The following is a 25503-nucleotide window of genomic DNA, read 5'->3' on the forward strand; positions in this document are numbered from 1 at the left end:
AGGGAGGCGGCAGCATGTTTACCGGTTTGGTGGAAGAAGTTGGTCAGATCCGGCGTATTGGTCGGAAAGGCGAAGCGATGGTCCTGAATATCGGAGCTTCCGCCATCATGGACGATCTGAAGATAGGTGATAGTGTAGCAGTGAACGGAGTATGTTTAACTGCGACAACGTTGGAAGGTGGCGGCTTTACAGCCGATGTCATGCCTGAAACGTATCGCCATACCAATCTCAGTCAGCTGCAATCCGGCAGTAAAGTTAATCTGGAGCGGGCCATGCAATCAGGTGGCCGTTTTGGCGGACATATCGTTCAGGGCCATGTCGATGGTACTGGAGTGATTGGCAGTATAACACGTGATCAGAATGCGATTGTGTTTGAGATCAAGCCGGATGATCACCAGTTGTTCAAATACCTGATCCCCAAAGGATCGGTTACACTGGATGGTATTAGCTTGACCGTTGTCCATACATCGGATACCGCATTCACGGTTTCCATTATCCCGCATACCATTGGTGAAACTGTACTAAATGTGAAAAAGACAGGGGATACCATTAATATCGAATGCGATATTTTGGGCAAATATGTGGATCATCTGCTCCAGTATGGGAGAGGACATCGAGAGACGAATGCTGGCAAGCCGCGCAGTATCAGTGAAGATTTTCTCGCCAATCACGGATTTGCATAAATAGAGAAAGAAATAAACTGGAGGTGGGACAATGTCAGAACAATCCATTTTGGACACGATAGAAGCAGCCATATATGATCTCATGCGTGGCAAACCCGTCATTGTTGTGGATGATGAAGATCGGGAGAATGAAGGCGATTTTATCGCTTTGGCTGAAAAGGCGACACCTGAAGTCATTAATTTCATGATTACTGAAGGTAGAGGTCTGGTCTGTGTTCCGATTACACAACAACGTGCGGATGAACTTAACTTGAAACCAATGGTTCAACAAAATACGGATTTCCACGGAACTGCCTTCACGGTCTCTGTGGATCACAAAGATACGACAACCGGTATCTCGGCACATGAACGCTCTATTACCGTGAAAGGTCTGATCGATCCTGAGGCGAAATCCGGGGACTTCCGTAAGCCTGGTCACATGTTCCCGCTGATTGCAAAAGACGGAGGTGTACTTCGTCGTGCGGGGCACACTGAAGCGGCAGTAGATTTGGCCATTATGTGTGGTTCGTATCCCGCAGGCGTTATCTGTGAAGTGATTAAGGAAGATGGCACAATGGCCAGACTTCCGGATCTGCAGGAGATTGCCCGCAAACATGATCTGAAGCTGATCAGTATTCAGGACATGATTCGTTACCGTAATGAAAAAGAACAGCTGGTTCAACGTGAAGTGGCTGTACGTATGCCAACAGACTTTGGCGAGTTTCAAGCAGTGGCCTATACAAATGCTGTAGACAACAAGGAACATGTGGCTCTGGTTAAAGGTGAGATTGATGGTTCCAAACCTGTACTTGTACGGGTACACTCTGAATGTCTGACAGGCGATGTATTCCATTCCCATCGTTGTGACTGTGGTCCTCAGTTTGATGCAGCACTCAAACAGATCAACGAAGAAGGCAACGGCGTACTGCTTTATATGAGACAGGAAGGTCGAGGCATTGGACTCATCAACAAACTCAAAGCCTACAAGCTGCAAGAGGAAGGTCTGGATACGGTGGATGCAAACCTGAAGCTGGGATTTGCTGCCGACTTGCGTGATTACGGAATTGGCGCCCAAATTCTGAAAGACCTTGGGGTTCGTCAGATCAGACTGCTAACCAATAATCCTCGTAAAATTAAAGGTCTTGAAGGATATGGACTTGAAGTCGTAGAGCGTGTTGCGATCCAAATGAAAGAGAACGAGGACAATACGGTGTATCTTCATACGAAGCAAGCCAAGCTGGGGCATATGCTCAAGTTTGATGATATCGAGCAGAACGAACAGTAAATGCGTTTTAGATGAACAACGTTCACCATGTAATTTATGGAATTGATTTCTTAGGAATTTCCGTTACTTACATTAAATTATACCGTTAGGGAGATGACTTGAATGCCACAATTTTTCGAAGGACATTTAGTATCAGAAGGATCCAGATATGGAGTTGTTGTTGGTCGTTTCAACGAATTTATCACCAGTAAATTGCTTAGTGCAGCGCTCGATGCATTCAAACGTCACGGTGTGCAGGATGATGAAGTGGATGTAGCCTGGGTGCCAGGAGCGTTCGAAATCCCTTTGATTGCGCAGAAAATGGCGGAGAGCGGCAAATATGATGCGGTGATTACCCTGGGTACGGTCATTCGTGGATCAACCACACATTATGATTATGTGTGCAATGAGATGGCTAAAGGGGTAGCAGCAATTAACCTGAAAACTGGCGTGCCTACAATCTTCGGGCTGGTTACGACAGAAAATATTGAACAAGCGATTGAACGTGCCGGAACCAAGGCAGGTAACAAAGGTTGGGATGCAGCTACGGCGGCAATTGAGATGGCAAACTTGACGAAACAGCTAAAATAGTGCTTATTTAATAGTAGTGCCCTGCTATGCGCAGACGAAGACGGGAAACCGAATTCGGACGGCTTGGCAGGGTTTTGTATTTTTCTGGCGGGAGGATTCGTCTAGTGACGGTAGTTACATACAAACTGGAGACTTTTGAAGGGCCTTTGGATCTGCTGCTTCATCTGATTGACAAGGCTGAAATTCATATCCAGGATATTCCCATCAGCGATATTACCGATCAATACATGGCGTACTTGCATTCAATGCAGGAACTGGAACTGGATATTACGAGTGAATTTTTGGTTATGGCAGCTACACTGCTGTCAATCAAGAGCAAACTTTTACTGCCCAAACCACCGGTCATTGAGGATTTCGAGGATTATGATTATATGGAAGAAGAAGATTATGATCCACGTGCAGAGCTGATTGCGCGTCTGATAGAATATCGCAAATACAAGGGAATTGCGCGTCACCTTCATGAACGGGAGTGGGAACGCAGCCTTATATTTTCCAAAGAGCCCGAGGATCTGCGCCCTTATATGCCTGTAGAAGCCCCTTCGAACCCGGTTGAGGGTTTGCATACCTCTGACCTGATTGCAGCATTTCAGAAGGCTCTACGCAAGGCTGAGAAGCGTACAACCGTAACCCGGATCAAGCGGGATGAGATTTCCGTTAAGGAACGGATACGGGATGTCATCGGCGCTTTGGAAAGTATGGGGCCGGGAGGCAGACTGTTATTCTCCAAATTGATGGATGAGCATATCTATCGCCATGAGATTGTTGTCACTTTTCTGGCGGTACTGGAATTGATGAAGATGAAGCAGATTGTCTGTTATCAGGAACGGATGTTCGAGGATATCGTTATGGAGTGGAGAGGGGAAACAAAGAATCATGGATTTTCCGAAATTGAAATCGATTATTGAAGGCCTGCTGTTTTTGTCCGGAGAAGAGGGTCTAAGCATCAAACAAATTGCCGAGATCGTGGATCAGCGAGTGGAGCTTGTAACGGACGCGATTGAGGAGATGATTCGTGAATTTTCACAGCAGGGCCGAGGCGTACAGATTCTAAAGATTGCTGGCGTAGTTCAGTTGGGCACCTTGCCTGAGCATGCTGTATATTTTGAGAAATTGGCGTACTCTCCAGCACGGACTTCCTTATCCCAGGCGGCTCTGGAGACATTGGCCATTGTGGCGTACAGGCAGCCGATTACCCGGGTTGAGATTGAGGAGATTCGCGGTGTAAAATCGGAGCGGGCTATTCATACACTTGTGAATAAGGATCTAATCATTGAAGTGGGACGAGCGGAGGCAATTGGACGCCCCATTTTGTACGGAACGACCAAGTCATTCCTGGATTATTTTGGATTAGCTTCAATTAAGGATCTTCCGGAACCAGGCTTGTTCGAAGATTCGGAAAACCTGGAGGAAGAGACACAACTGTTATTCAACAAACTGGATTTGCAACAACTGGAACCGGAAAGTGCTGATCCGGCAGATGATCTAAGTCATATCGACAATGAAGACGATCATTCGGATCCTTCTCTTTAATTGCAAGTTCATATTAACCGACACCGATAGTGGGGTCGGTTTTTTTGCATTTATTTTTAGAAAAAGGCGAATAGATAAGTTCCAAACAATATGAAATGGGATTTTTAGGTCAGACGTGAATTTTTTCCTATCCAGAGTGCCATACTAGACGAGAAAAGAATTGAGGGCTTGGAGGTAAGGCCTGTGTGGATTTGGCTTGGAGGAATCGGTTTATTGTTCGCATTGCTGATTGCCGCAGTCCTCATCTCAAATGTTCATGTACATTTTACATTCAGTAAGCATAAAAGTGATGATTACGCCAATATTAATGTTCGTATTCTTTATGGAATTGTGCGGATTAACTATGAGATCCCGAGTATTGTTTTTCGCAATATGAAGGAAGGTTTTCTGGTCAAAACTGAACAGTCCATGAATCATTCCAGAGGGGAAGCCCAGGGTAGTGAGCGGGTGAACAAACGTAAAGTCAAAAAGTGGGCCAAAGATGTAAAGGTTATGCTAAGAGCGACTGATGCACTCAAGCTGTGGCTCAAGCAAACACTCATGCATGTGCATATGACTCAACTGTCCTGGTCTACCCACATCGGCGTTGGCGATGCAGCATACACCGCGGTGCTGACGGGCTGGGTGTGGAGTATCAAGTCCATTATTGTTGGTTTTCTCACCTATCAGATTCGGTTCGATGATACACCCGTGCTTCAGGTGATGCCGGTGTGGTCAGACGAAATGGAGTTCAGAACAGAGCTCGATTGCAGAGTAAAGATTCGGATTACAGCTCTTTTGATCGCTGGATTTACACTGCTAACCCGTGTGCTCCAAGTCGAAGGCGGATGGCGGATGTGGCTCAAGCTTCTTCAAGAACAACGCCGTAAGCGTAAGGAGAAGCGAAAGCAAAAGAAAAAACTTAGTGGGACAGCACTGTAGATGTCCATCTTAGTCGGTCTGTTTTTGGGAGTATGAGGTTGGAGTTCAGGGAGTGTTCTTAAATTGCTTATTTACATAAGTCCCTTCAAGTTTGGGGATGATATGGTTAGATCAAACCTAGCTTACATTGAAACTGGAGGGAATTAAAATGTCAGATCATCCAATTCAAGGCTTAATGGAAACCGCTATGGAGAATATCAAGGCCATGGTGGATGTCAATACAATTGTTGGCGATGCAGTCGAAACACCGGATGGTACCGTGATTCTGCCAATCAGTAAGGTGGGATTCGGATTTGCTGCCGGTGGTAGTGATTTTCACGTCAATGGAGAAAGTAATGGCAAAAGTGGTGCCACGGGGACTTCTACTGAACATGCCAGTTCAGCAAAAGTGGCTTCTCCATTTGGTGGCGGTAGCGGCGGCGGTGTATCCATACGTCCTATTGCGTTCCTGGTGGTAGGTAAACAGGGGGTACACATTGTACCACTTGATAACTCCACACATCTGTTTGAGAAACTCATTGACTCTACGCCTTATGTTCTTGATCGAATTCAAGGCATGTTCCAACGTAATACAACACCAATGAATACAACAGATGTACCGGTTACACCAGATCCTTCAACCTATAGCTGAATAAGTTGGTCATGATCCCTCCCGCATCCAAGCGTGAGGGATTTTTGCTGTTTGTTTGGTGAATGGTGAGTGGTTTTTTGAAGGTTTTTGTATTGCATGAGACTTATGTCTATGATCCGCCTAACCTAGACATGAAATAGGTTATTGAAGGGGGAACGTTAATGCACAGAGACACCGTTTTTATGGTTTTGTTTGGCTGGCTGCTATCGGCAGTCGTGTATTTGGTAGGAGGGATTGATCACCTGTTTATTGCAGTGACCATCTTTGTGGGGCTGGATTACATCACAGGCGTAATGTCTGCATGGTATAGGAAGGAGTTATCCAGCAGGGTTGGATGGTGGGGGCTTGCTCGTAAGTCATTGACATTTGTTTTTGTCATTATTGCACATCAACTGGATATGGTTGCAGGCAACTCCAATGATTTTATGAGAGATGCGATGCTAATGTTCATTATCGGTACAGAAGGAATCAGTATATTGGAGAACCTGGGGAAATTGGGCCTGCCTGTACCAAAGTTTATCACCTCAGCTCTCTTTAAGCTTCGAGGCAATGAAGATCAAGTTGAAGACGAGGGGAAAATGTCATGATACAAATCACCAAAGACTACATCCCGGTTAATAAATACAGCCGAGTCGGACTGAAATTAAAAGCGAAACGTGGAATTGTGATGCATTATACAGCTTCTCCCGGAGCGCCCGCCAAGAATATTAGCAAATACTTTGCGAGCTTGGCACAGCAAGATTCCAACAAAGCAGTTAAAGGCCGCTATGCAAGTGCACACTACTCGGTAGATCGAACTTCGATATATAACAGTCTGCCGGATGATGAATTGGCCTACCATTGCGGGAGCGCAACATACACGAAGGAAGCTCTAGCCAATCTTGGGACATATCCGAACAATAGTACAGTGGGCATTGAGATGTGCATTGAAAAGGATGGCAGTATCCATGAAGATACATTCAATAACGTTGTAGATCTTGTTATATACCTGATCAGGGAACGAGGCTTCCCACCTGTCTTCTTTACACATAAAGAAGTAGTTGGATGGAAGGAATGCCCACTCCCATGGATTAAACAACCAAGCGAATATGAAAGATTCAAGCAAGCAGTACATACAAAATTAAACCCACTACAACCAATAGCAGTCACGGAGGATGATGACATGAATACCGTTTTGGATTACGCACAATGGGCCTGGAATGAACTTGATCAGTACATTGAAGATGCCTATAACGACAAAGTAATCGATGATTGGGCCTGGGTAGAGAAGGTACGCAAAAAGAAGTTAACGTATGGAGAGTTGCTGTTACTGAAGGTCTTGATTGATGAGCGCAGACGCAAAAAGTCCTAACCGTGAGATCCATGTGGATTAGGAGCTAAGGATGCCTGCCGATTAACCATGAGTTAAAGTGTGCTGGATCTTTCAGAAAATAAAAATCTTGTATAATCACGATATGATCAGGATACTCAAGTTCATACTGGATCTGAATCGAGGATTCGTCGACGACTCCAATAACCGCGAGTTGATTTGTTTTAATCACATGAGTTGTTGCGGGTGAGCTCATACAACCGTCCTTTCGTATATTAAGTCAGAGTCAATAGGGGCGATGAAGAGGTCCATGGTCCCTAGATGACCTATACGAAGCAGGATGGAGAAGATTAAGATGATTTGATCAAAATGGCTTCAGAATTCATAAATATAAATAAAAGCAGAACCCCACGTTGAATGTAATGTGAGGTTCTGCTTATGTAATTATTCTTTTGAGAACTTGTCTAGGGCCTCATCAGTAAGATGGAGTTCTGCAAAAGCCCTGCATATCTTTTGGAAAGATCTAATCGTATTCGTTTCGTACAACATCTCAATGGGATCAAAACCTAACATAACAAGCGAATCCACAAGTTCTGTCTGATCTACTTCAGTATGGTGTAGCGCTTCAAGCAAAGTTTCAATAACTGCTAAAAATAAAATGGCCTTATTCACTGTCTCGATCGGTGTCCCCTCCTTCGTAATACTACTAGAATAAGCGGAGGAGGACATAAAATAACGAGAAAGCCCAATTTCTCAGTAGTTAATCTATTTAATCTAAAAGTGTGGAGAGAATAATGGGTTGATGTAATTAAAATCTGATGGTAAGCTCTCCCCTTGTATGTAAGACTAAGCTTTTTTGTTTACTTCGTGGAGAATGGAATCAATTAATTCATCATCAATCAGCGCGCTAGCTTTTTCGAGTGCCAACAGAATACCTTGTGGTTGTTCAAAAAAGACTGTAGAGAGAATAGGTGCAACCTCATCTAGATTAATCTTCTCAGCTTTGACCATACTGATCAAGGCAACAACGATCTCATGTCCTTCCACATTACCTTCCATAAATCTTGTTCTTAAATGAGTTGCTACTATTTCAGTCTTTGACTGTGAGTACGCCATTACATTTCCCTCCAACGGTTCGAATATCTTAGCAGAGCTCCTCTTCATGCAAGTTTAAACCAGGTTAGATTAGGAGTTATCTTAACAATAATAAGGCAGATAGTTTAATTTATCAACAGCCACTAAGTCAATAAAATCGGATTGGAATCACCGTTTTATCCAATAAAAAAGACCCGGAGAGGGTCATTTTTTGGGTCTGCCTTCCCAATAATCAGGGAATCCGTTGTAATCCCAGGCGTTCAGATTTTCGTTGTCGGCTTGAATGGCAACATCTGCTCCGGAACCTAAGTCAACACCAACGGTATGCAGTTCTTTGGCCTTAATAGCCAGTACCTTGCCGGGAGCACCTGCACATACCAGAGCAAGCTTCCACGGTGTCTGTTGATAGATATGTTCCATTTGCTTGGAAGCTGTGCTCACATGAGACCATGAGGGACAGTCCACCGTTCCCACGATGCTTGTCCACCCGTATCTCCGCTCCAGAACTTCTCGATATTGCTCGGCTTTGGCCCCACAGATCAGAATAGGCATGTTCTTGAATGTTTCATAGAATAACTTGAATCGGGCGATGTAATTATTCTCAAAGGCATAGAAGGTCTCTTTGGGTTCCACTTTGTAATAGGCAAGGCACATATCAAATAACGGTTTGAAATACCAGTGATCTGTCTGGATCAGATGTCCGACGTAGTCCGCTTTTCGCAGGCAGTGTACGATAATTTCTCTTGCACTTGCATTGGGTAAGGTTATCCCACAATAGGTAGGATCGTTCAGCCAGCCGTAATGAGACTTGATGAAATCCATGGTCAGAACGGTGTCGTGAGCCAGAATGGTGTTGGAAGCATCCCCAAATCGAACAGAAGCATGGGCTTCTCCATCAGAGGCCATTTGGAACCAGTTGCGGATTAAATCTACACTCCCCAGCATGCATATCACCTTCTTTCCATCTGTGAATAATGGTTTCTTTGGTATACATATTCATCAACTCCTTCTGTACTAGAATAGGAAAAATGCTTCGTTCTCTCTCTTCTTTTGTAGAATCACTACATTTTGTTCAACGTGCGAAGGTTATAGAGGAACAGTCTAGACTATGTAAAAAGGGAGAGGGGATAGACTGTGAAAAAGGTATATATAGGTAGTCCTGTGCGAAATCGGGCTTGGATTATGGAAAGGCACTTGCAATCACTTGAGCAGCAAGTAGTGCAGAAGCAGTATATGTACATCCTGAATGATAGTGAAGATCAGACGAAGCATATCCTTGATCGTCACCACATTCCTTATCTGACGCACAATCTGGGGAGAACATATGGACATATACGTGGACAATATTCCTATCACAACCTGGCGTTGTTGAGAAATATGCTTCTGGAAGAGTTTCTAAAATCGGACTGTGATTATCTGTTCTCAATCGATACGGACATCATCATTCCCGAGGGTAGCCTACGGCAGTTAATGGATAATGACAAGGATGTATGTTCCATGCTTATACGGAATCATCCAAAGTTGAAGGCTCATAATGCCATGATTGGCGGAAAACATATACCTGAATTCAAAGCGGGCATGTTCCCGGTAGATCTGACAGGTGCCGTATATTTGATTAAGCGTGAAGTGATCGAAGCAGGCGTTCGATATGGTTCTCATCCAACAGGTGAAGATGCACCATTCTGTGAGCAAGCACGAAGATTGGGGTTTGAACTATATGTAGATACTCGGTTACGCCCCATTCATGCCTATGCGGAAGGAGTGGAGTTGATTGCTCAATTGGCTGCTTCGTAGAAAGCAACGGGAAAATCCGGGTTTGGAAAGTATGGAAATGACCATCGTCTACCCGCCTGCACTTGACTGGAACCTCCTGTTCCAACGTCCTCAGCAATTGATGACCGCCTTCTCCAATATTCCAGGTGTACGGGCTATCTTTATCAATGAAGAAACGTACAAAAAGCAGAGCCGCCCGATTGAAAAGTTAAATGAGGATCTGTTCCTTGTGCAAAAAGGCGTGAACTACGATCACTTGGTCAAAGGGAAGAAGGTACTCTGGTTCTCGAATCCAGGCCAGTACAATTATTCGGATGGGCGGAAGTTTGATTTCACCGTATTTGATTACCTCGATAATTCAGCTGATGAGTTTGCTGTGTGGAAATCCTACATCCCGAAATGTTTTGACCGTGCAGATCTGATCGCTACAACTGCCAAGGTGATGTATGAAGCCCATAAACATGACGGCAAACCAATCTTTATGTGCCCCAATGGGGCAGATGTTCATCATTTTGAGAAAGCGCGAGCGGATCTGCCGAAACCGGCGGACTTCCCCGAAGTTCATGATGGGCAAAAGGTGGTGGGTTTCCATGGGGCAATGGCATCGTGGGTAGATTATTCGCTGATTACCGCTATTGCAGATAAAGGTTATCGTGTCGTTTTGATTGGAAACAATGCCCTTTATCAAAAAAATATTGTGCATCCCCATGTGACTTGTCTTCCGCACAAAGATTATAAAGTGCTTCCAGCCTACATTGCTCAATTCGACGTCTGTATCGTGCCATTCAAGCTGACAGAGATGATCCGTGGCTGCGATCCAATCAAGTATTACGAATATTTATCTGCGGGCAAGCCTGTGTTAACGACACGTATGGAGGAAATTGTTCATAAATACAGCGATGTAACTTACTTTATGAATCAGCATAATTGCGGAGTGATGTTGGAGAAAGCCATTCGTGAGAATAGTGCTTCCAGAATTGCTGCGCGAGTAAAAGTGGCTAAGTCTAATAGCTGGGATGGCAGGGCAATGGATGCCGTGAGGATGATTAATCAGGTGATGGGAGGCGGAAATCATGAAAAAGATATTTAAACGAATGTTTGGTAGTCAATCAACGACTCCGCCAATGGAGCTTCCAAAAATAGAGATTGATGCGATGGAGTTCAATGTTACGACATACACCCCAAACACGAATACAACGATTGTATATCTGCCTGCGATCGATTTCCATAGTGAACGATTCGGGCGTCGACCACAGCGGCTGTTAAAAGCACTCGCGGAAGTAGGCTACAATATAATATATATCAACTCCAGTGATGAGTTCTATCAGGTAGATGCCTTGGAGTATCCTCATCCGGAGCTTCCAAACTTTGTCGTAGCCCGTGTGGGCCAGAATGTCCGTACGCTGTTTCAGGGGGATCGCGTAATCTATTGGGTGAACGATAGTCGGCTGGCAAGTTCGGTCGAGACAGCATATCCTGATCTGGTCGTATTTGATTCGTTGACCGACCCGGATCAATATGAGAAGCATAAGCACAAGATGGAAGCTATTGCTGACGTTGTCTTTATTACTCCCGAGAGAATCTATGAGCATGGCAAATATTGCTCGCATGTTCATCTGGTTACTGCCGATGAATTTGAGATCAAAGAACGTGCAGAACAGGTTGCGCAAATTATAGATGCTTTGCCCAACAGAACGGCCCCTCTGATGTAGGGGTCTTTTCTTTGATCATATATGGGAGTATCCCTTTTGCAAGGTGACAGGGCAATTCGGGCTTCAATATATTTCGTTGACATTATCGTTAGGGAATGAAGATAGCGTTCTACACTATAAAAAGCAGAGACGGCCAATAGCCAGACAGGTTAACGAAGGATCTCCCGATCATCAAGTCATTTAACCTGATCCCGGCTTAAGAAAGTCTCCGTAGCTAAAATTACATAATTATCCTAAGGAGTGGACTATTCAATGGCTAAAAAAATGATTATCAAAGGTGTAGGTACGTTCATGGCAAAACGCCTTCCAGCAGATCCAATGGGCGAAATTGAGGTAGTTACCCTGGGTACGCTGCAAGATCTGAAAATTGACCTTAACGTGGAGCTTGAGGATATCTTTGGTGGTGACGGTCTGTTCGCGATTGATGTACTGGTGAAGTCGAAATCGATCGAAGTATCGGCAACAGACGCCAAGTTCGATCTGGATGCAATCCAGCTGATGATGGGTTCAACGGTACAAGAGCAAGTGAAGTCTTATGTATGGGTACTGAATGAGCAGTCTACAGCGGCTGCTGGCGTATCCAATTCCGGATTTGCTGAAGCCAAACCGAAGCATGCGAGTGATATCTATGGAAGTAACGGTGACATTACGGTTCGTCTCAAAGATTCCAACACGTTGCTGAAACAACTCACTTCCAAAGGAACGGCCGTGGAACCCAATGCGTTCTTCTACGACGAAGCGAATGATGTAGTTATCCTGAATGCTGCCCATATCGGTAAAGAGGTTGTGTTCAACTACAAGCGAGACCAAATTGTAGACATGGTTGATCTGTTGGTTGATGAAGTTCCATTCCCGATCTCTGTCATTCATCACGGTACGTTCCAGCAAAAAGATGGTTCGTATGCAGGTGTTGAAACCGAGTTGTACATGTGCCGTGCAAAAGGAACATTCAGCATCAATGCCCAGCGTGCTGCCGCTTCTGCATCTGCAATCTCCTTGCAGATTCTTGATCCGGAACGTGCTGACGGAAAAATTGGCAGTATCAAACGCTTCAGCGCACCAAGCAAGATCTAATATCTGAATAAGGTTGATTGCTCCTGGCAAGGTATCAAACGGCATCTGTGTCCTCCCCTTCACAGCGCCTTGCCTTGCCAGGTTTTTTATTATATAGGGGAGAATGTCCTGGGGAGGTCTTTAAATTCATGGAAACAGAACGAGAAAAAGCCGAGCGTGAGCTTGCGGAAAAGCTGAATGAGGAAGCGGCGCAACGAATCAAGGATGATCCGGAGAACAAACGAGTGTCGCTGGAGGAAGTGGAAGCGGCTGAGCGTGCATTTTTTGAAGATGATGAGATTATTACCCTGCGGGATCGACGGAAATATCGAATTCCGCCATGTAACCTGAAGGATGCCCGTCGTCTGATGAAGTTGCTGAAAACGGTGAATATTGATGCCATTATTCTTAATTTCATTCCGACTGAGAATGATGAACTGGACGAAAAGCGTCAGCAGGATTTATTTGATGTATTGGCGATGGCATTCAAAAACTATCCACATATCGTGACCAAAGATGAGCATGGTGAGTATATCATCAATCGAGAATATCTGGATGAGTACCTCGATCTGAACACAGCTCGTAAAGTCATTGATATGCTCATTGGACTCAATGGTTTAAAAAAGTAGAACGCACCGAGGGGGAGTCTTTGGAGGGAACCGAAATCCGTGATACGGAAACACAAGAACCCGTTCACTGGGGAGAGATCTTCTTCACCCTCCATAAACACTGTGGGCTGAACAAGTGGGAGATTTGGGAGTACACACTCCCTCAGGTTGCGGAGCTGTGCAAGTCAGCCGAGAAATATATTCAATTTGAGATTGAACTTATGACAGCACCTCTTCGCATGTTCGGTGGCGGTGGGGGCGAGGAAGTCGAAGAAGATGGGACCGTCAGACGTAAAAGAACCTTCAATGACGAGGATTACACGGAGATATCAGAAGATGATATAGGTATGCTTGCACAAGCGCTCGGAGGATAAGAGAGAGATATCCCGTTTTGCCTAAATGAAGGTAGAACGGGATTTATGCATAAAGGCGGTGATTCTATTGACTGAAACAGAAGGACAAGGGGATAAACACTCCTTAACACAAGAAATATTAACGGATAGGGATCAATTAACTGGACAAAATGCAGCACTGAAAGGGAGCTACTTATCAGGTGTTAGCACGCTGGTTAGACGTGTGGAGACGATCAGAAGTGATATGCAGTCGCAAATGATTGAAACGTTGACTAACGATCTGGAGCAATTCTATCGTGGAGCATTCAGTGAAATGAAGGATGTGTCAGCAGCTGGATCACAGGAGTTGTTAGACTCCGTGATGAATACGATGAAATATATTTCAGCAGGTGAAACCAAGGGGTACTCATCAACAATGCTCAAGCAATCCCTTGCCTCGTCACAGCAGATGGATCAACAGCTGAGCCGGGCGGACCAGAATTTCGAGCTCAGATCGTCTGGAACATCGGATGATAGTAGGCAATACACACAAGCCGGAACGGTCAAAAATCTGCAACAGATTGCACTGCAACATGGCATGGATCAGGAAGATGTAGGTCTTGCCTATCGCATTGGCTCTCGTAATTATGATCATGCCTCTGAAGCTGTAGAGTTTGCCGAAGAAGTAGCCAAGCTGCATGCAGTGAGCAATACCGATGTAGAACAGACGGCAACAGGCCTGGAAGCTGTTACTGCGGCATCGGGAAGCAGTGGCTTTGAGCTGTCCCAAGTTACAGACATGATGATCAGGGCTGCAACGATGTTGGATATTGGCATTCAGGACTTAATGGATATGATGCGTCAAACTCTTCCAATGGCCAGTAAGCCTCATGGAACGCTTGCACAAGAGGATGCATTAGCCAACTGGATTAGCCAGGCTGGATTGGCGGTTCAGGAAAAAGGAGATATGATTCCGCAGCAGGCTTTTACATCGAATCGAGTCATGTTCGATCTTCTTGCTGAACAATTGAAGGCTGCGGATGCAAACGCGCCCATCCAACAACGCTCCGGTGGAAGAGATCATCTGCAATTCCGACAACGAGAGATCGAAATCGCATTTCAGATTGCAACACATGATGCGATGCAGGGGTTAAAAGAGGAATTTGCCGAGCTGGGCGATTATCTTATTGCAGTCATGCGGTTAATTGGTGATCGTACAAGTGGAATTGTTGATCATATGGAACTCCTTAACCGAATTATGGATGAAGTCGGAGTTCAGGTTGCGTGGGATAAGTTCGGTGAAGTGATGAATGAAAGTGATCAGAAACGATATGATCCTACAACATCAGATCCAGGGAAAGTCGAAAATACGGGGAGAGATGTTGCCGAACGACTTCGAGTCACGGATGTGCAGCGTGCTGGTGTAGCGCAGGAAATGGATAGACAGCAGAGTCGTCTACAGACTCTGAATCAGCGCAGAACAGAGATCCAGAGTAGGGCTGCCGCCAAGCGAGATGATGTAATTCAGGCACGGACTAACCGTGATCATCAAGATGAAATGTATAATCAGGCAATACAAAATGGAGATACAGCGGCTTCTTCCATTCATGCAGAAGAACGTGACGAAGCTGAGAAGCGAGTCAAAACGTATAGCCGAGAACTTCTTCTGTTGCGAGAAGAAATGCATTCACTCGATATTCAGATTGCAAAGACGAAGCGAGGTCTTGAGTTTCTAGGCCGAGAACTGGATGACACGAGCAAAGCAATGATGCAACTTGAACACCAATCTAGAGTACTGATGATGGCGATGGATGACATGGACCTGGATGCAGTTGAACTACGCAACAAATTGTACTTCCTTAATGCTGAGTTTACATACGGTTCAACCGATGTTCAGCGCTACGAATCCGAGATTCAGAAGCTGCGTAAGCAGTCAACGCTATTGAATGATGTTCTCTCCACACTGAGAACCGAAGTCAATGAGTTGAATGCTTCTTTTAGACAGGGCATGATCGATGCTACAGCATACATATCCAAACTGAAGGAACTTGAACAAGTTCAACTCGCGAGCATGATGAGTGGTCCAGGAGGATTACTAGTTGTTCCAGGTGCAGGCAGCGGTGGATCCCCTGTGAAGGAGGACAAGGAAGATTCCTCAAACAAACCTTTTTTAGAGAGACATCAAGAACTCATCAATGACGCAATTAAGGATATGGCTTCATCAAAGATTGAGGAAGTTATGGATTTTGGTTCAGACAAGAAGAAGAAGGACAAGCCCAAGCGGCGAGGGATTAAACAGAGATTCAAAGATATGCAGGAAGTCGGTAGTAAAAAAGCATTTTTTAACGGTCATGCACCTATTCGTGACAAGGATGGGAACGTACTTAGAGGACCGGATAAACCTGATGGAACCCCCGGAGATATCCTCACCCAGCGTGATATTACGAGAGAGCGTAAGAAAAACGGACCAGGAAAATGGGCAAAGCTCGGCAAGTTGGGCAAGTCGATACTGAAGCCCCTAAAAGCCGTTCCTTATCTTGGCGCGGCCATGACCGCGGTTGATGTCGTATCCGGTCTAGTTGATCCTCTGAGCAATATGGGGAAATCAGAAGCGGAGAAGCAGAGTATTCGTGCAACAAATAAAGAGGAACTGGCCAAGGATTTTAAAGATATGGAGCAGTCTTCAGTTGTAGGTAAAGTGTGGAAAGGCCTTAACCTTGGAATGGATGCAGTTGTTAAGGGAGGAATCAGCAGCCTATTTGGTAACAATGCAACGAATAACAAGTTCGGGGACTACTGGAAGGGGTTCAAAGCGGTATGGTCCGAAAAAGGTGGAGATGCAGTCGAGAAAAAACTGGCCAAAGAGTATAACTACGAGCAAGAGAAAAAAGATGCTCAGATTCAAATGGATAAAGAGTCAGGAAAGCCAACTGTTGATAACACTCAACAACAACCGCAGATACAATACATACCACCCCAAATGCAGTATATTCCTGCTGCGGGCGGAATTGGGGCATTGGCTAATGGGTATAAGCCTCAGCCGCAAAGTAATGGCATTGATGAAATGATCGCCAAAATTAATCGTCAGCTGAACAAATCGACAAGTGACAACGAAACCAATTATCAAGTCACACGATCCCGTTTGTTGATTAGTGGTGTACGAGAAGATTCGGGTCAGATGCGTGCGCTAATGGAGAAATATTTGCAAGAGAATATCAAGTTCTTCGATAAGGCCATTGCAAGTTTACAGAAGACGTATGACAAGATGGCTGAAGGTAAGGAGAAAGATGAACTGGGTCTGGAGATCAATGAGAAGAAACAACAAAAGGCACAATCAGAGCTTGAACTGAATGGTGTCAAAAACAGCCAAATTGATGAGCTTAGACGCAAGATGAATGATCAGCTTGAGTTGACGCAGTTGGATTATGATAAACGAATGTATGATCTTCTTGCGGCTAATGGCGGTAAGGAAGATGCACCAGAATTAATTGCATTGAACAAGTCCCGTGCATCTGAAATGAACTCACAAATCAGTTCGATCAAGCAAGAGTGGAAGAATCTGTTGAATAGCGGTGTATTTAAACCAGGGTCCAATGAATACATGGATATTTTTAAACAGATCCAGTCCTTAGGTGTAGAACAGTCCAAAAATCTGGCTGAAATTAGCAAAAAAATGGATAAACCGATATCCACATTCAACATTCCAGCAGGTCTTAAGGTCATGGATTATTTTGATTACATGACCACGAGCAATACACATAAGAGTGTGATGGTTGGTTCGGGTGATGTTACGGTTCACGTGAACATCGATAATATGACAGGCAGCACAAAAGATGTGGAGAGACTGACATCTACGTTGGACAAGACACTGCGGCAGAACAACCCGGGTATGGTGAACTATATGGCCAGCAATGTAGGTGCAAGAATGGGAAGCAATCATATCCCGAGATAAAATAGGTAAGGAGGGCATCTGATATGACTCAGCAAGACCCGTTTGGCTTAGTAAATGACCGGTATAAAAGAAGGCTGATGGTAGATACAGGCATGAAGTTCGAGCCAGTGAACGGAAGAATTATTGATCCGTACTCTTCACCTTCGCCCAATCCGCAAGTGAGGGAAATTAAAATGATTAATGCTCCTTCGCATTTTCATCAGATGGGTGTGTCTTCGTACAAGGCGATCATTAACATTCTGTTTAAAGATAAGCAATCCTATCACGACTACGTCATGTACGTAGGCTGGACACACAAATTTTATGATGAGAAGGGCAATATCTATGTTGGTGTTGTAGAGTCCATCAAAGTTGACCCTATTTTCTATCATCAGGATACGATGGATAAGGATCAGAAGGGGTACAAGGTCGAGTTGACCATGACCCTGATCAAAAAAGATGGATATGACCGTAAAAGTGCGATACAGTTTCAGGATTTACAGACGACAGAAGGGAAGGACCACTGGGCAAGAGATTCCATTGAACGTTTGGCTGATTTGGGACTGACAGTTGTAACGCAATTGGATGGCACACCCATTCTATATTTCAGACCGGAAAACTTTATAACCAGAGCAGAGTTTGTTACTTTCCTGATGCGTACCAAGCGTCTGCTGGAACGAACAATTCGAGAGTAGGGTGACCTACTCTCTTTTCTGTCTATTCTAAAGATAGGAGGTGTTTATCATACGAAAATGGGTTGATGTAAACGAAGGGGACTGGTTCTATAACGATGTTATGGAAGCCACGAATATGGTTTTGGATGATGGTGAAATCTTTGTGGCCGGGATCAACTACAACAAGTTTGAGGAAGGCAAACCTTTTGTATATGAAGAAATCAAGGGGCAAGCGGGGCAAACCTCATTCAGTCTGCCTGTGCTGATTAAACCTACAGATGACAATCCACTGTATGTGTTTATTGATGGTGTTCAAACCATCTACCAAACGGCTGAAACCAATAGTAAGGGATTAACCGATGTGGAGTTGTATACCGGTGTAAAAGCAGGGCAGGTGGTGTCCTTCTGTAGTTATGGAGAACCGTTGCTGGACAGTGCTTGGAAAAGGCCACCCGTGTCCTGGACCGGAGATCTGCCCAGAGCTGTACTTAGTGCAGCGACGACCTATTTCTATGATCCATTCAGTCGCAATCATCAGGAATATTTGTATGCAGCAGGCCAACCACTCCGCAGACTCAGTATTCCTTCCGAGGTATGGGCAGACACCATGGGAGATGCTGAGGCGGTAACCAAAATTGCAACCAAGGCAATTGGTTACCGAACGGATGTATATTGTGTCAGCCCGGGGGGATCGGTGTTTCTTCCTTTTAATCTGAACGGTGTTACCTGCAAATTCAATTATTGGACGAAGAATAACAAGTTCATGAGTGAAAATATCAAAGCGACAACCCTCAAACCAGCATACAACAATTGTTTCTTTCCTAATGCCATTATACAGCGGGGAGAAGCCTTTCATCTGATTAACAAGTTGCGCAAGGTGTTCTATGCCAGATTTACGGACAAGGAAGCCCCTACGACAGGTATTAATCAGCCTATTACGGCATTTCAGGGTCAACGGGTGTTTAGACTTAACGGCAATTATCCGGCAGGTAAAAAGAAACTTAAAGTTACAGTGAAATTTAAAGACGAAAAAAAAGATAACGTCCAAGAAACACCGGGGTACTCGGAAATTGACAACCATACGGTTGTTTTCAATCAACCTTTCTCAGAGGGCGACGAAGTGACGTTCTATTATCTCAAAGATGTGAGCGAGAGGTTCGCAGACGTTGGCAAAGATTCGGCCATCTACTATCAGAACAAAGATGAGCGAGTCGTACAGAACAAGGATGCGTTCTGGAAAATAGCCGTCTCTGAGATGGAAGATGAAACATTTGCGAATAATGATCCACTCATTAATGGCATTCCGATCAAGAAAAAGATGGATGGTGCAGCGGTAGTCACGGATATGGGAAGACCTGTAGGTGGTACGGACGAGGAAGAGATATGGTTCCTTGGAAATTCCGCTATGACACGGGCTGAAGCCGCAGCTTTCCTGGACCGATTCATGAAATGGACCATCGAGCGATTCAAGTAAGGGGGAGATTACAATATGATTCCAATTTCGGATGAGGTTATGAATGTGCTATCCCAGCGTCTTAAGCTGGGGGAAGGGGCGCTTCCCAATATCCGGGTCGAAGTAGATCGGCTGGCCTTTATCCCGGGACGGACGGAAGAGTTCAGGCATATCGTAACCGAGCAGGTACCCATCATCAGTACAGAATCCGTTTGGGTGGATGAGTCGAGTAATGGTATATATAGCGGTTCGACTCAAGCGGATGCTCAGGAGATTTGTTTTCCGATCAAAGGTAAAACGTTTATTACTACTCCTGTGACAGATAAATTTGGTAGTCCTCGTGATAGCGCGTCAAAAATTCACCGGGGCATCGATTTGTCAGAAAAGATCGGGACGCCAATTTTGGCTGCGTGGGCCGGAAAAGTAGTCCGTACATCCTTGAATAAAACAGAAGGTGCTGGTAATGCCGTAAATATTAGACATGCTAATGGTGTAATCACCAAGTATTTTCACCTGAAAGAAATTCTCTGTTCAGTAGATGATGAAGTAGCTCAAGGGGCTGTCATTGGAACGCTAGGCAATACAGGTGGCGTATATACCGGTGGGCATAAGGTGTCCCCGGCTGAACGTGCGGCGGGCAAGGGAAAACATCTACATTTTGAAATTTGGGAAGGAGTCAATCCAACAACGAGAACCGGAGAGGGAGGCAAGCCAGTTAATCCTGAATTGTATTTCAAGGGCCAGCGCAAGTTGCACGGAAATGCGAAAACAACATTTACTGATGTAAAGCCGGTTCAGGTCGAGGGATATCCCGGAGAGATTAAACTGAATGAGAAATTCGACAAACGCAACTGGCATGAGAAAGACGTTTATACAACCGGATTGAAATTTTCGGATTATGCCAAGATTGAATCGGGCTGGACTATGTTTGATTCAGGAGGCAAGTTGCTATACACCTTTGAAGGCAAAGCCGCTGTAGCTGAATTCGAGATTAACGTGACGAAACTGAGTATGCCGACACAAGGGCTGCTTAGTATTGGAATGGGGACTAATTTCAGTGATGCGGAAGGGGATTCTTTCGCTGTGGTGATTGATGGTAAAACGTATGCCTATGTGAATAAGTTTAACGGGGCATATGATCTGACCAAACTCACGGAATTGAATAATATTGTGATCCCTGCAAAAGCCAAGAGTATCAAGATTAAGGTGACGTATGGGGGCAAACAAAACTCCACTGTCCCAACCGGGTCTGTTCCTGCTTCAAGTAAGAAGTATAAAAAATTCGCCATTGATTATATTCGCATCCAAGAGTTGTTGCCTGCTCCGTTGAAGAATCAAAAGAGTGAAGAAGGGCTCGATCCATCTAAAGGATATTATCAAACGAACAGCTACACAGATTTTATCAATAATAGAAGGGTCGAAACGGATGTTATCCAGGTCGGGTCTTTTGTCTATATGGATACACAGGTTCTCCCCAATATCATTAGTGCCGAAATCGATGATCAATTTGATTCCGAAGCCCGGGAAGCACGGCTGACGATCTCCAATCCGAGAGGATTCTTCTCCCCCGATTATAATCCTGCTCATTTTCCCGAGCTTGGGGGCGTACCGTCTCCATGGTCTTATTTCGCAAACGGATTCCATATCGGGGTTCTGAGTGAAAACACACCGATACGCATATATATGGGATATGGTCAGCACATGATGCGGGTATTTACGGGACTGATTGACAAGGTGGACATCAATGGGGAAGGCTCCACGCTGGAGATTACGGCCCGAGATATGTACAAGCGCATTATCGAGAAAGTCATTTCCGAGAAAAAAGCCTATCCAGAGGTAGAAGAGATTGATAATGTGCCGGATCCGGTGCCGCCTGCAGCAGTTGGCACGGACCGGACATCATCCATTATTCAGGCTGCGCAGGCTCAAGCTGCAGCGTATGGTGTACCTGATCATAAGTTTTTGCTTGCGATATGCAGACACGAGACCGTTCTCGGAACACAAGGGAAAGGCAAAGAAGAGAACGGCAGCTTCATTCTTGGATATGGCTGTCCTAGTACAAGTGCTTGCAACCCACTGTACAAGGGAATTCAGGAGCAAATGAAGCGCGGAGCAGAACGGATGTCCAAGGCACTGGCTTCCAGAGGGAAAAAAGTGACTTCCAAGGCGGATGTACTTTATTTCCATAATGGTGGAGACATTGCCCCCATGACCTGGAGTCAGGATCGGGAGAATTGGGTGGACAAGGTATGGACCTATTATCAGGAAATGCTCGCAGACCCGGCAAGCTGGACCATTACAGCAACCTCCACTCCGGCAGTTACACCAACACCCGCTCAGCCTGTAGAATTTGAAAAGCCGGCTTGGGTCAAATCAACCGTTGTACTAGATCTGGTTAAACATGCAGGTATGGTGGGTTGGAGGGCAACCAGTGAGGATCGCTCTTATCCTGACTACGTGATTGACGAGACCTATCTGATTGAGGTGAATCAGAAGACGGGCAGGGTCATTGTTCCCGTACCTGGTCAGGAAGGTGAGTTTGAAGTTAAGGACGCAAGTACAGTGCTGACACCGAACGGATGGCTTAATCCATTCATCGAGGAGTATGGCAGGACGTTTGAGCAATGGTCAGGCAAAGTTACGGAAGCCGTTCAGGAGGTAATCTCGGAGATTCCGTATCGTAGCTATTGTGACCGTTATGGTACATATCGATTGGAGCGCCTGAATTATGACAAACCGGTCGTGGCAGAGTTTTCCGAAAATGACAATCTGATCTCCATTACCAAATCCACGGATTGGTCCAGAGGAAGAAGTCACATCGTTGTTATCGACTCGAATAACAGTCAGAGCAGTTTCGTGGACAAGGAGATTCTGCTCGAACTCAAAGGAGAGATCCGAACCATGGTGCTGGCCGTTCCTTGGGCGAAGACGGTTGAAGCCAAAAGACAGGTGGCAGAGCGAGCTTTTTTTGACATGAAACGCATGTGCCGTACGCTACAGGTATCCATACCTGCGAATCCTGCGCTTGATCTGCTCGACAACGTTATTGTGACGGATAAAACGACCACCACTCGAGCTGTCTATACGATTAAAAGTATTAAAACCAGTTATTCGGTCGACCGGGGCATGTTACAGGTCATTGATATGATGTGGGCAAGAAAGGGAGTGATGGTGTAATGGCCGGCATTGTAAATGAAAATATTGTATACCCCGTGCTGGATCTCATCCACCGTGAACTTCGCAAATATAGCAGTATCTCCAATTCGAATGTTTCTCCTCTTGAAGGTGAGCCTTCCGTTACATTATATCGGGAGCACATGCAGGATCCGGACCGGGTGACTGGAGCAGATCTCTTGTATGAATCGGCATGGAAGGTTTCGATCTGGATGAAGTTTGGCTCAGAGGATGAGGAAGACTTTCCTTCAGGGGTGGGCTACTCCCACCCGGATTATGATTATTACAAGTATTACAGGCTAACGCAGGTGACGGCCCGTACATATGATGCATCTGGAGAGTCGATGTTCACTTACAATATTGCTCTAAATTATGATGACGAAGGACGCTTAACTGGAACGAGCGTAAGTCGTATATAAGATATAGGAGGTGGTTCCATGGCATTTAATGTATCTTACATCGCGGGTGGCGTCATCGACAAAGTGCGCGAGCTGCCGTACCCACACTTCAGTAAAAAGACGATCCCGTTCATTCGGGGACAGATGTTGGACATTCCGGCGGCCAAAACCACCAAGTCGGATACGTTCACCTTGGCGTATGACACAGAGTTTCTGAGCATTGCGTTTGCTGCGAGTCACTACTGTGTCGGCGATTACTGGGAGCTGACGATCGGGACTGAAAAGGTGTGCCGCACCATTTATGCGAAGGAACTTCCCGAGTCGGTTTCCATGGGTAACAGTTTCGGAATTGTCTACCCGATTCCGGCTGGAACGACTATCACGTTTGACTTTTTTAACGCGGTGGCTGAAGCCAAGTCGGTCTGGTACAACATCAAATTTTTGAGATAAGGAGGGTGACGATGGCACTGCAAAAACCGCAGACGAACTTTGCCGCTTATATTGACGGAGAGTCGGAAGCACAAAAATTAATCAATACGCTGGCCGATGAAATTGTAGGTGCTGATATTCCCAGAGTAGAGGGCGGGATTGACGCCAATCGCTGGGAGAAAGTCTACGAGGCTGAGCAAGATTACTGGGTAACCTACACCCCTAAAACTCGGCCTAATATTCAAGGGAAGTACCTTCATACGGATGGTAACTTGTATGACGTAGTTAAAATTCCTGACTACAGTAAACTTAAGTTTAAAGATGGAACACCAGCTGTTGAAGATGATGGTTTTCTTCATGAAGTAAGTTCCGTATATTGGGATCAAATTGTTGAAGGTAGTAGCCGTCCCGCAGTCAGAGAAAAGGATTACGGTAATTACAGAACCGGTAGAAAAATTCAAGTTGTTCAGTTTTCTTATACAGATAAGACTGGAGCTAATATTTTTATAGACGTTCCTAATCAGCTGGCTACATTGGTAACAGACTTGACGAAACCTGACGGGGTTACTGCCTATGTCGTAAAACAGAAGCAAACACTGAGCACGGGTGAAGAGGTTTACGTGAATGACTGGAATGAATTTGAGTTAGTCACGGAGCTTCCTGAGGACTGGAACTACAGTCTTAAGACAGCCTATCAGTGGGAATATGTAAGATTTTTTGATTATTACGGTAGTTGGACTTCTTTAAAAACAAGCAATGTAGAGCCTGGGAAGTCTAAGTATACTTTTACTGAGCGTTATTATACTGCTGATCCTGTTCATGATGTGCCTTCTAGAGTAGTAGTTAAAGGTACGCCAACTGTACCAACTGGTATTCCTGTGCGAGAGTACTCTGTAATGTTGGAACAACCTACGAATGATTGGAACTATATTAATATTTATTATGGTGAAGAGTTTGAAGGTACAAACACAAGTGGAGATTCAACGACCACATACAGAGGAGCTTGTGATCCAGCTACGGTTAAACCGGGGTTAACGCCTACAGTTATAGATCAAGCCAAGGCACAAGCCATTTACGAGATGTGGAACACAGATACGATTGTCAAAACATTCTTCCCACCGTCCACGAATTGGAAGCTGGATTATGACGGCAAGACAGAGATCGTAAGCCCGGCTGCTCGCTTTTTCCACGGCAGACATTCTACCACGTCATGGTTGCCTAACAAAAAACGCAGACCGGATTACCTGGTAGCTTACACTTTATCGGTAAATAATGATCGAGTAGTTCTTGTTTTGGAAGGTGATCCTTCACCGAATATTCATAGCTATTACCGTAGTTTTGGATACATAGGCAAGATTGTTCCGTTCAATGATTATGACCATGGAGGTAACTTCGGTGTTACTGTAGGCATGGGTGATCTGCGAACAGATATGACTGGTTATACGAAAAATGATATTCTCACAGATCTCAATCCGGATCTCTATGCCAAATACGGTGAGTACACTTCAAATGGTATGGACTCCATGTCCATGTTGAAGACACGCAGTAATGTTTTGTTCCAGCGGTATTACCCGGCATTTATTTCGCATCTTCCGAACTACCCTTCTGTGGGTAAACTTCCCCCAGGTCTATCAAAATTGATTGTAGATGCGAATGGCTTCCAGAAATCTCTCTGGACAGGAAAGTATCATGCAAGTCCAATCTACCTTGTTCATCAGGCAGAAGGATATCGGGGTTATATGGACGGTGTAGTTGCGATATACGACCATAACCTAGTCAATCGCGATGAATTAATCGTAGATACAGAAATTCTGAAAGATCCTTCCAAACCTGCGTTGGGTACGTGGACAGAGGTTTACAAGTTTTTCAGTATCAAGAGTCCGTTGAATCTATTCAAACATTCCCCATCCCCAGATGTAATTACGATTGCATTTTTGAAAGAGATAAAATAAGGAGGATTACA

25 protein-coding genes are annotated in these 25503 nt (G+C 45.0%); 22 read left to right on the forward strand and 3 right to left on the reverse strand.

Annotation, left to right across the window (positions count from 1 at the left end):
- The first annotated feature begins 14 nt into the window (after positions 1-14).
- The 9 genes from ribE (MKY73_RS10195) (at position 15) to MKY73_RS10235 (ending at position 6950) form a co-directional block, all read left to right on the forward strand.
- Entirely contained in the window at positions 15-683 is a 669-nt protein-coding gene (ribE, locus tag MKY73_RS10195; protein WP_339307224.1) for a riboflavin synthase, read from the forward strand.
- A 31-nt stretch (positions 684-714) separates the two neighbouring features.
- On the forward strand, positions 715-1947 hold the full coding sequence (locus MKY73_RS10200; protein ID WP_339307226.1) for a bifunctional 3,4-dihydroxy-2-butanone-4-phosphate synthase/GTP cyclohydrolase II: 1233 nt from the start codon (positions 715-717) through the stop codon (positions 1945-1947).
- Between the two features lie 102 nt (positions 1948-2049).
- The gene (ribE, locus tag MKY73_RS10205) at positions 2050-2517 is read left to right on the forward strand and encodes a 6,7-dimethyl-8-ribityllumazine synthase (protein WP_017687651.1); all 468 of its coding nucleotides are present in this window, start codon (positions 2050-2052) and stop codon (positions 2515-2517) included.
- A gap of 104 nt (positions 2518-2621) precedes the next feature.
- Positions 2622-3422, forward strand: a complete 801-nt coding sequence (locus MKY73_RS10210; RefSeq protein WP_339307227.1) for a segregation/condensation protein A — start codon at positions 2622-2624, stop codon at positions 3420-3422.
- The gene (gene scpB / locus MKY73_RS10215; protein WP_339307228.1) at positions 3391-4047 is read left to right on the forward strand and encodes an SMC-Scp complex subunit ScpB; all 657 of its coding nucleotides are present in this window, start codon (positions 3391-3393) and stop codon (positions 4045-4047) included. Before MKY73_RS10210 ends, scpB begins: the two co-directional genes overlap by 32 nt.
- A gap of 183 nt (positions 4048-4230) precedes the next feature.
- Entirely contained in the window at positions 4231-4968 is a 738-nt protein-coding gene (locus MKY73_RS10220) for a DUF2953 domain-containing protein (RefSeq protein ID WP_339307229.1), read from the forward strand.
- 148 nt (positions 4969-5116) lie between these two features.
- On the forward strand, positions 5117-5599 hold the full coding sequence (gene ytfJ / locus MKY73_RS10225; RefSeq protein ID WP_339307231.1) for a GerW family sporulation protein: 483 nt from the start codon (positions 5117-5119) through the stop codon (positions 5597-5599).
- Between the two features lie 161 nt (positions 5600-5760).
- Positions 5761-6186 carry a phage holin family protein gene (locus tag MKY73_RS10230; RefSeq protein ID WP_339235365.1) on the forward strand — a complete coding sequence of 142 codons (426 nt, stop codon included), beginning with the start codon at positions 5761-5763 and terminating at the stop codon, positions 6184-6186.
- Positions 6183-6950 carry an N-acetylmuramoyl-L-alanine amidase gene (locus tag MKY73_RS10235; RefSeq protein WP_339307232.1) on the forward strand — a complete coding sequence of 256 codons (768 nt, stop codon included), beginning with the start codon at positions 6183-6185 and terminating at the stop codon, positions 6948-6950. Before MKY73_RS10230 ends, MKY73_RS10235 begins: the two co-directional genes overlap by 4 nt.
- A 402-nt stretch (positions 6951-7352) precedes the next feature.
- Here the strand turns inward: MKY73_RS10235 and MKY73_RS10240 are convergent, their stop codons facing one another.
- The 3 genes from MKY73_RS10240 to MKY73_RS10250 all read right to left on the reverse strand — a co-directional run bounded on the left by MKY73_RS10240 (position 7353) and on the right by MKY73_RS10250 (position 8948).
- A complete protein-coding gene (locus tag MKY73_RS10240; protein ID WP_339235357.1) occupies positions 7353-7580 on the reverse strand; it encodes a hypothetical protein in 228 nt (75 codons plus the stop codon).
- Positions 7581-7754: 174 nt separating this feature from the next.
- On the reverse strand, positions 7755-8024 hold the full coding sequence (locus MKY73_RS10245; protein ID WP_339307233.1) for a hypothetical protein: 270 nt from the start codon (positions 8022-8024) through the stop codon (positions 7755-7757).
- 183 nt (positions 8025-8207) lie between these two features.
- The gene (locus MKY73_RS10250; RefSeq protein WP_339307234.1) at positions 8208-8948 is read right to left on the reverse strand and encodes a GT-D fold domain-containing glycosyltransferase; all 741 of its coding nucleotides are present in this window, start codon (positions 8946-8948) and stop codon (positions 8208-8210) included.
- Positions 8949-9137: 189 nt separating this feature from the next.
- Here MKY73_RS10250 and MKY73_RS10255 point away from each other — a divergent pair, with 189 nt between their 5' ends.
- The 13 genes from MKY73_RS10255 (at position 9138) to MKY73_RS10315 (ending at position 25492) form a co-directional block, all read left to right on the forward strand.
- Positions 9138-9797 carry a hypothetical protein gene (locus tag MKY73_RS10255; protein WP_339307235.1) on the forward strand — a complete coding sequence of 220 codons (660 nt, stop codon included), beginning with the start codon at positions 9138-9140 and terminating at the stop codon, positions 9795-9797.
- Positions 9775-10866: a glycosyltransferase gene (locus MKY73_RS10260; RefSeq protein WP_339307237.1), complete on the forward strand. Its 1092-nt coding sequence runs from the start codon at positions 9775-9777 to the stop codon at positions 10864-10866. Before MKY73_RS10255 ends, MKY73_RS10260 begins: the two co-directional genes overlap by 23 nt.
- Positions 10850-11488 carry a hypothetical protein gene (locus MKY73_RS10265; RefSeq protein ID WP_339307238.1) on the forward strand — a complete coding sequence of 213 codons (639 nt, stop codon included), beginning with the start codon at positions 10850-10852 and terminating at the stop codon, positions 11486-11488. The genes MKY73_RS10260 and MKY73_RS10265 overlap by 17 nt, the downstream gene beginning before the upstream one ends.
- 252 nt (positions 11489-11740) lie before the next feature.
- Positions 11741-12562, forward strand: coding sequence for a hypothetical protein (locus MKY73_RS10270; RefSeq protein ID WP_339307239.1), 822 nt, complete (start codon positions 11741-11743; stop codon positions 12560-12562).
- A gap of 128 nt (positions 12563-12690) precedes the next feature.
- A complete protein-coding gene (locus MKY73_RS10275; protein ID WP_339307240.1) occupies positions 12691-13170 on the forward strand; it encodes a hypothetical protein in 480 nt (159 codons plus the stop codon).
- Positions 13171-13190: 20 nt separating this feature from the next.
- Positions 13191-13523 carry a hypothetical protein gene (locus MKY73_RS10280; RefSeq protein WP_240768054.1) on the forward strand — a complete coding sequence of 111 codons (333 nt, stop codon included), beginning with the start codon at positions 13191-13193 and terminating at the stop codon, positions 13521-13523.
- A 67-nt stretch (positions 13524-13590) separates the two neighbouring features.
- Complete coding sequence (locus MKY73_RS10285; RefSeq protein ID WP_339307242.1) at positions 13591-17433, forward strand: hypothetical protein; 3843 nt, start codon at positions 13591-13593, stop codon at positions 17431-17433.
- Positions 17434-17456: 23 nt separating this feature from the next.
- On the forward strand, positions 17457-18107 hold the full coding sequence (locus MKY73_RS10290) for an S-layer homology domain-containing protein (RefSeq protein WP_339307244.1): 651 nt from the start codon (positions 17457-17459) through the stop codon (positions 18105-18107).
- A 115-nt stretch (positions 18108-18222) separates the two neighbouring features.
- Positions 18223-19560: a hypothetical protein gene (locus tag MKY73_RS10295; protein WP_339307246.1), complete on the forward strand. Its 1338-nt coding sequence runs from the start codon at positions 18223-18225 to the stop codon at positions 19558-19560.
- Between the two features lie 15 nt (positions 19561-19575).
- Positions 19576-22716, forward strand: a complete 3141-nt coding sequence (locus MKY73_RS10300) for a M23 family metallopeptidase (RefSeq protein ID WP_339307247.1) — start codon at positions 19576-19578, stop codon at positions 22714-22716.
- Positions 22716-23132 carry a hypothetical protein gene (locus MKY73_RS10305; protein ID WP_339307249.1) on the forward strand — a complete coding sequence of 139 codons (417 nt, stop codon included), beginning with the start codon at positions 22716-22718 and terminating at the stop codon, positions 23130-23132. The genes MKY73_RS10300 and MKY73_RS10305 overlap by 1 nt, the downstream gene beginning before the upstream one ends.
- Before the next feature lie 18 nt (positions 23133-23150).
- Positions 23151-23561 (forward strand): hypothetical protein, encoded by a 411-nt coding sequence (locus MKY73_RS10310; protein ID WP_076331348.1) that lies wholly within the window; start codon positions 23151-23153, stop codon positions 23559-23561.
- Positions 23562-23572: 11 nt separating this feature from the next.
- Positions 23573-25492: a hypothetical protein gene (locus MKY73_RS10315; protein WP_339307250.1), complete on the forward strand. Its 1920-nt coding sequence runs from the start codon at positions 23573-23575 to the stop codon at positions 25490-25492.
- The last annotated feature ends 11 nt before the right edge of the window (positions 25493-25503 follow it).

The organism is Paenibacillus sp. FSL R5-0519 (genome assembly GCF_037974275.1).
GTDB lineage: Bacteria > Bacillota > Bacilli > Paenibacillales > Paenibacillaceae > Paenibacillus.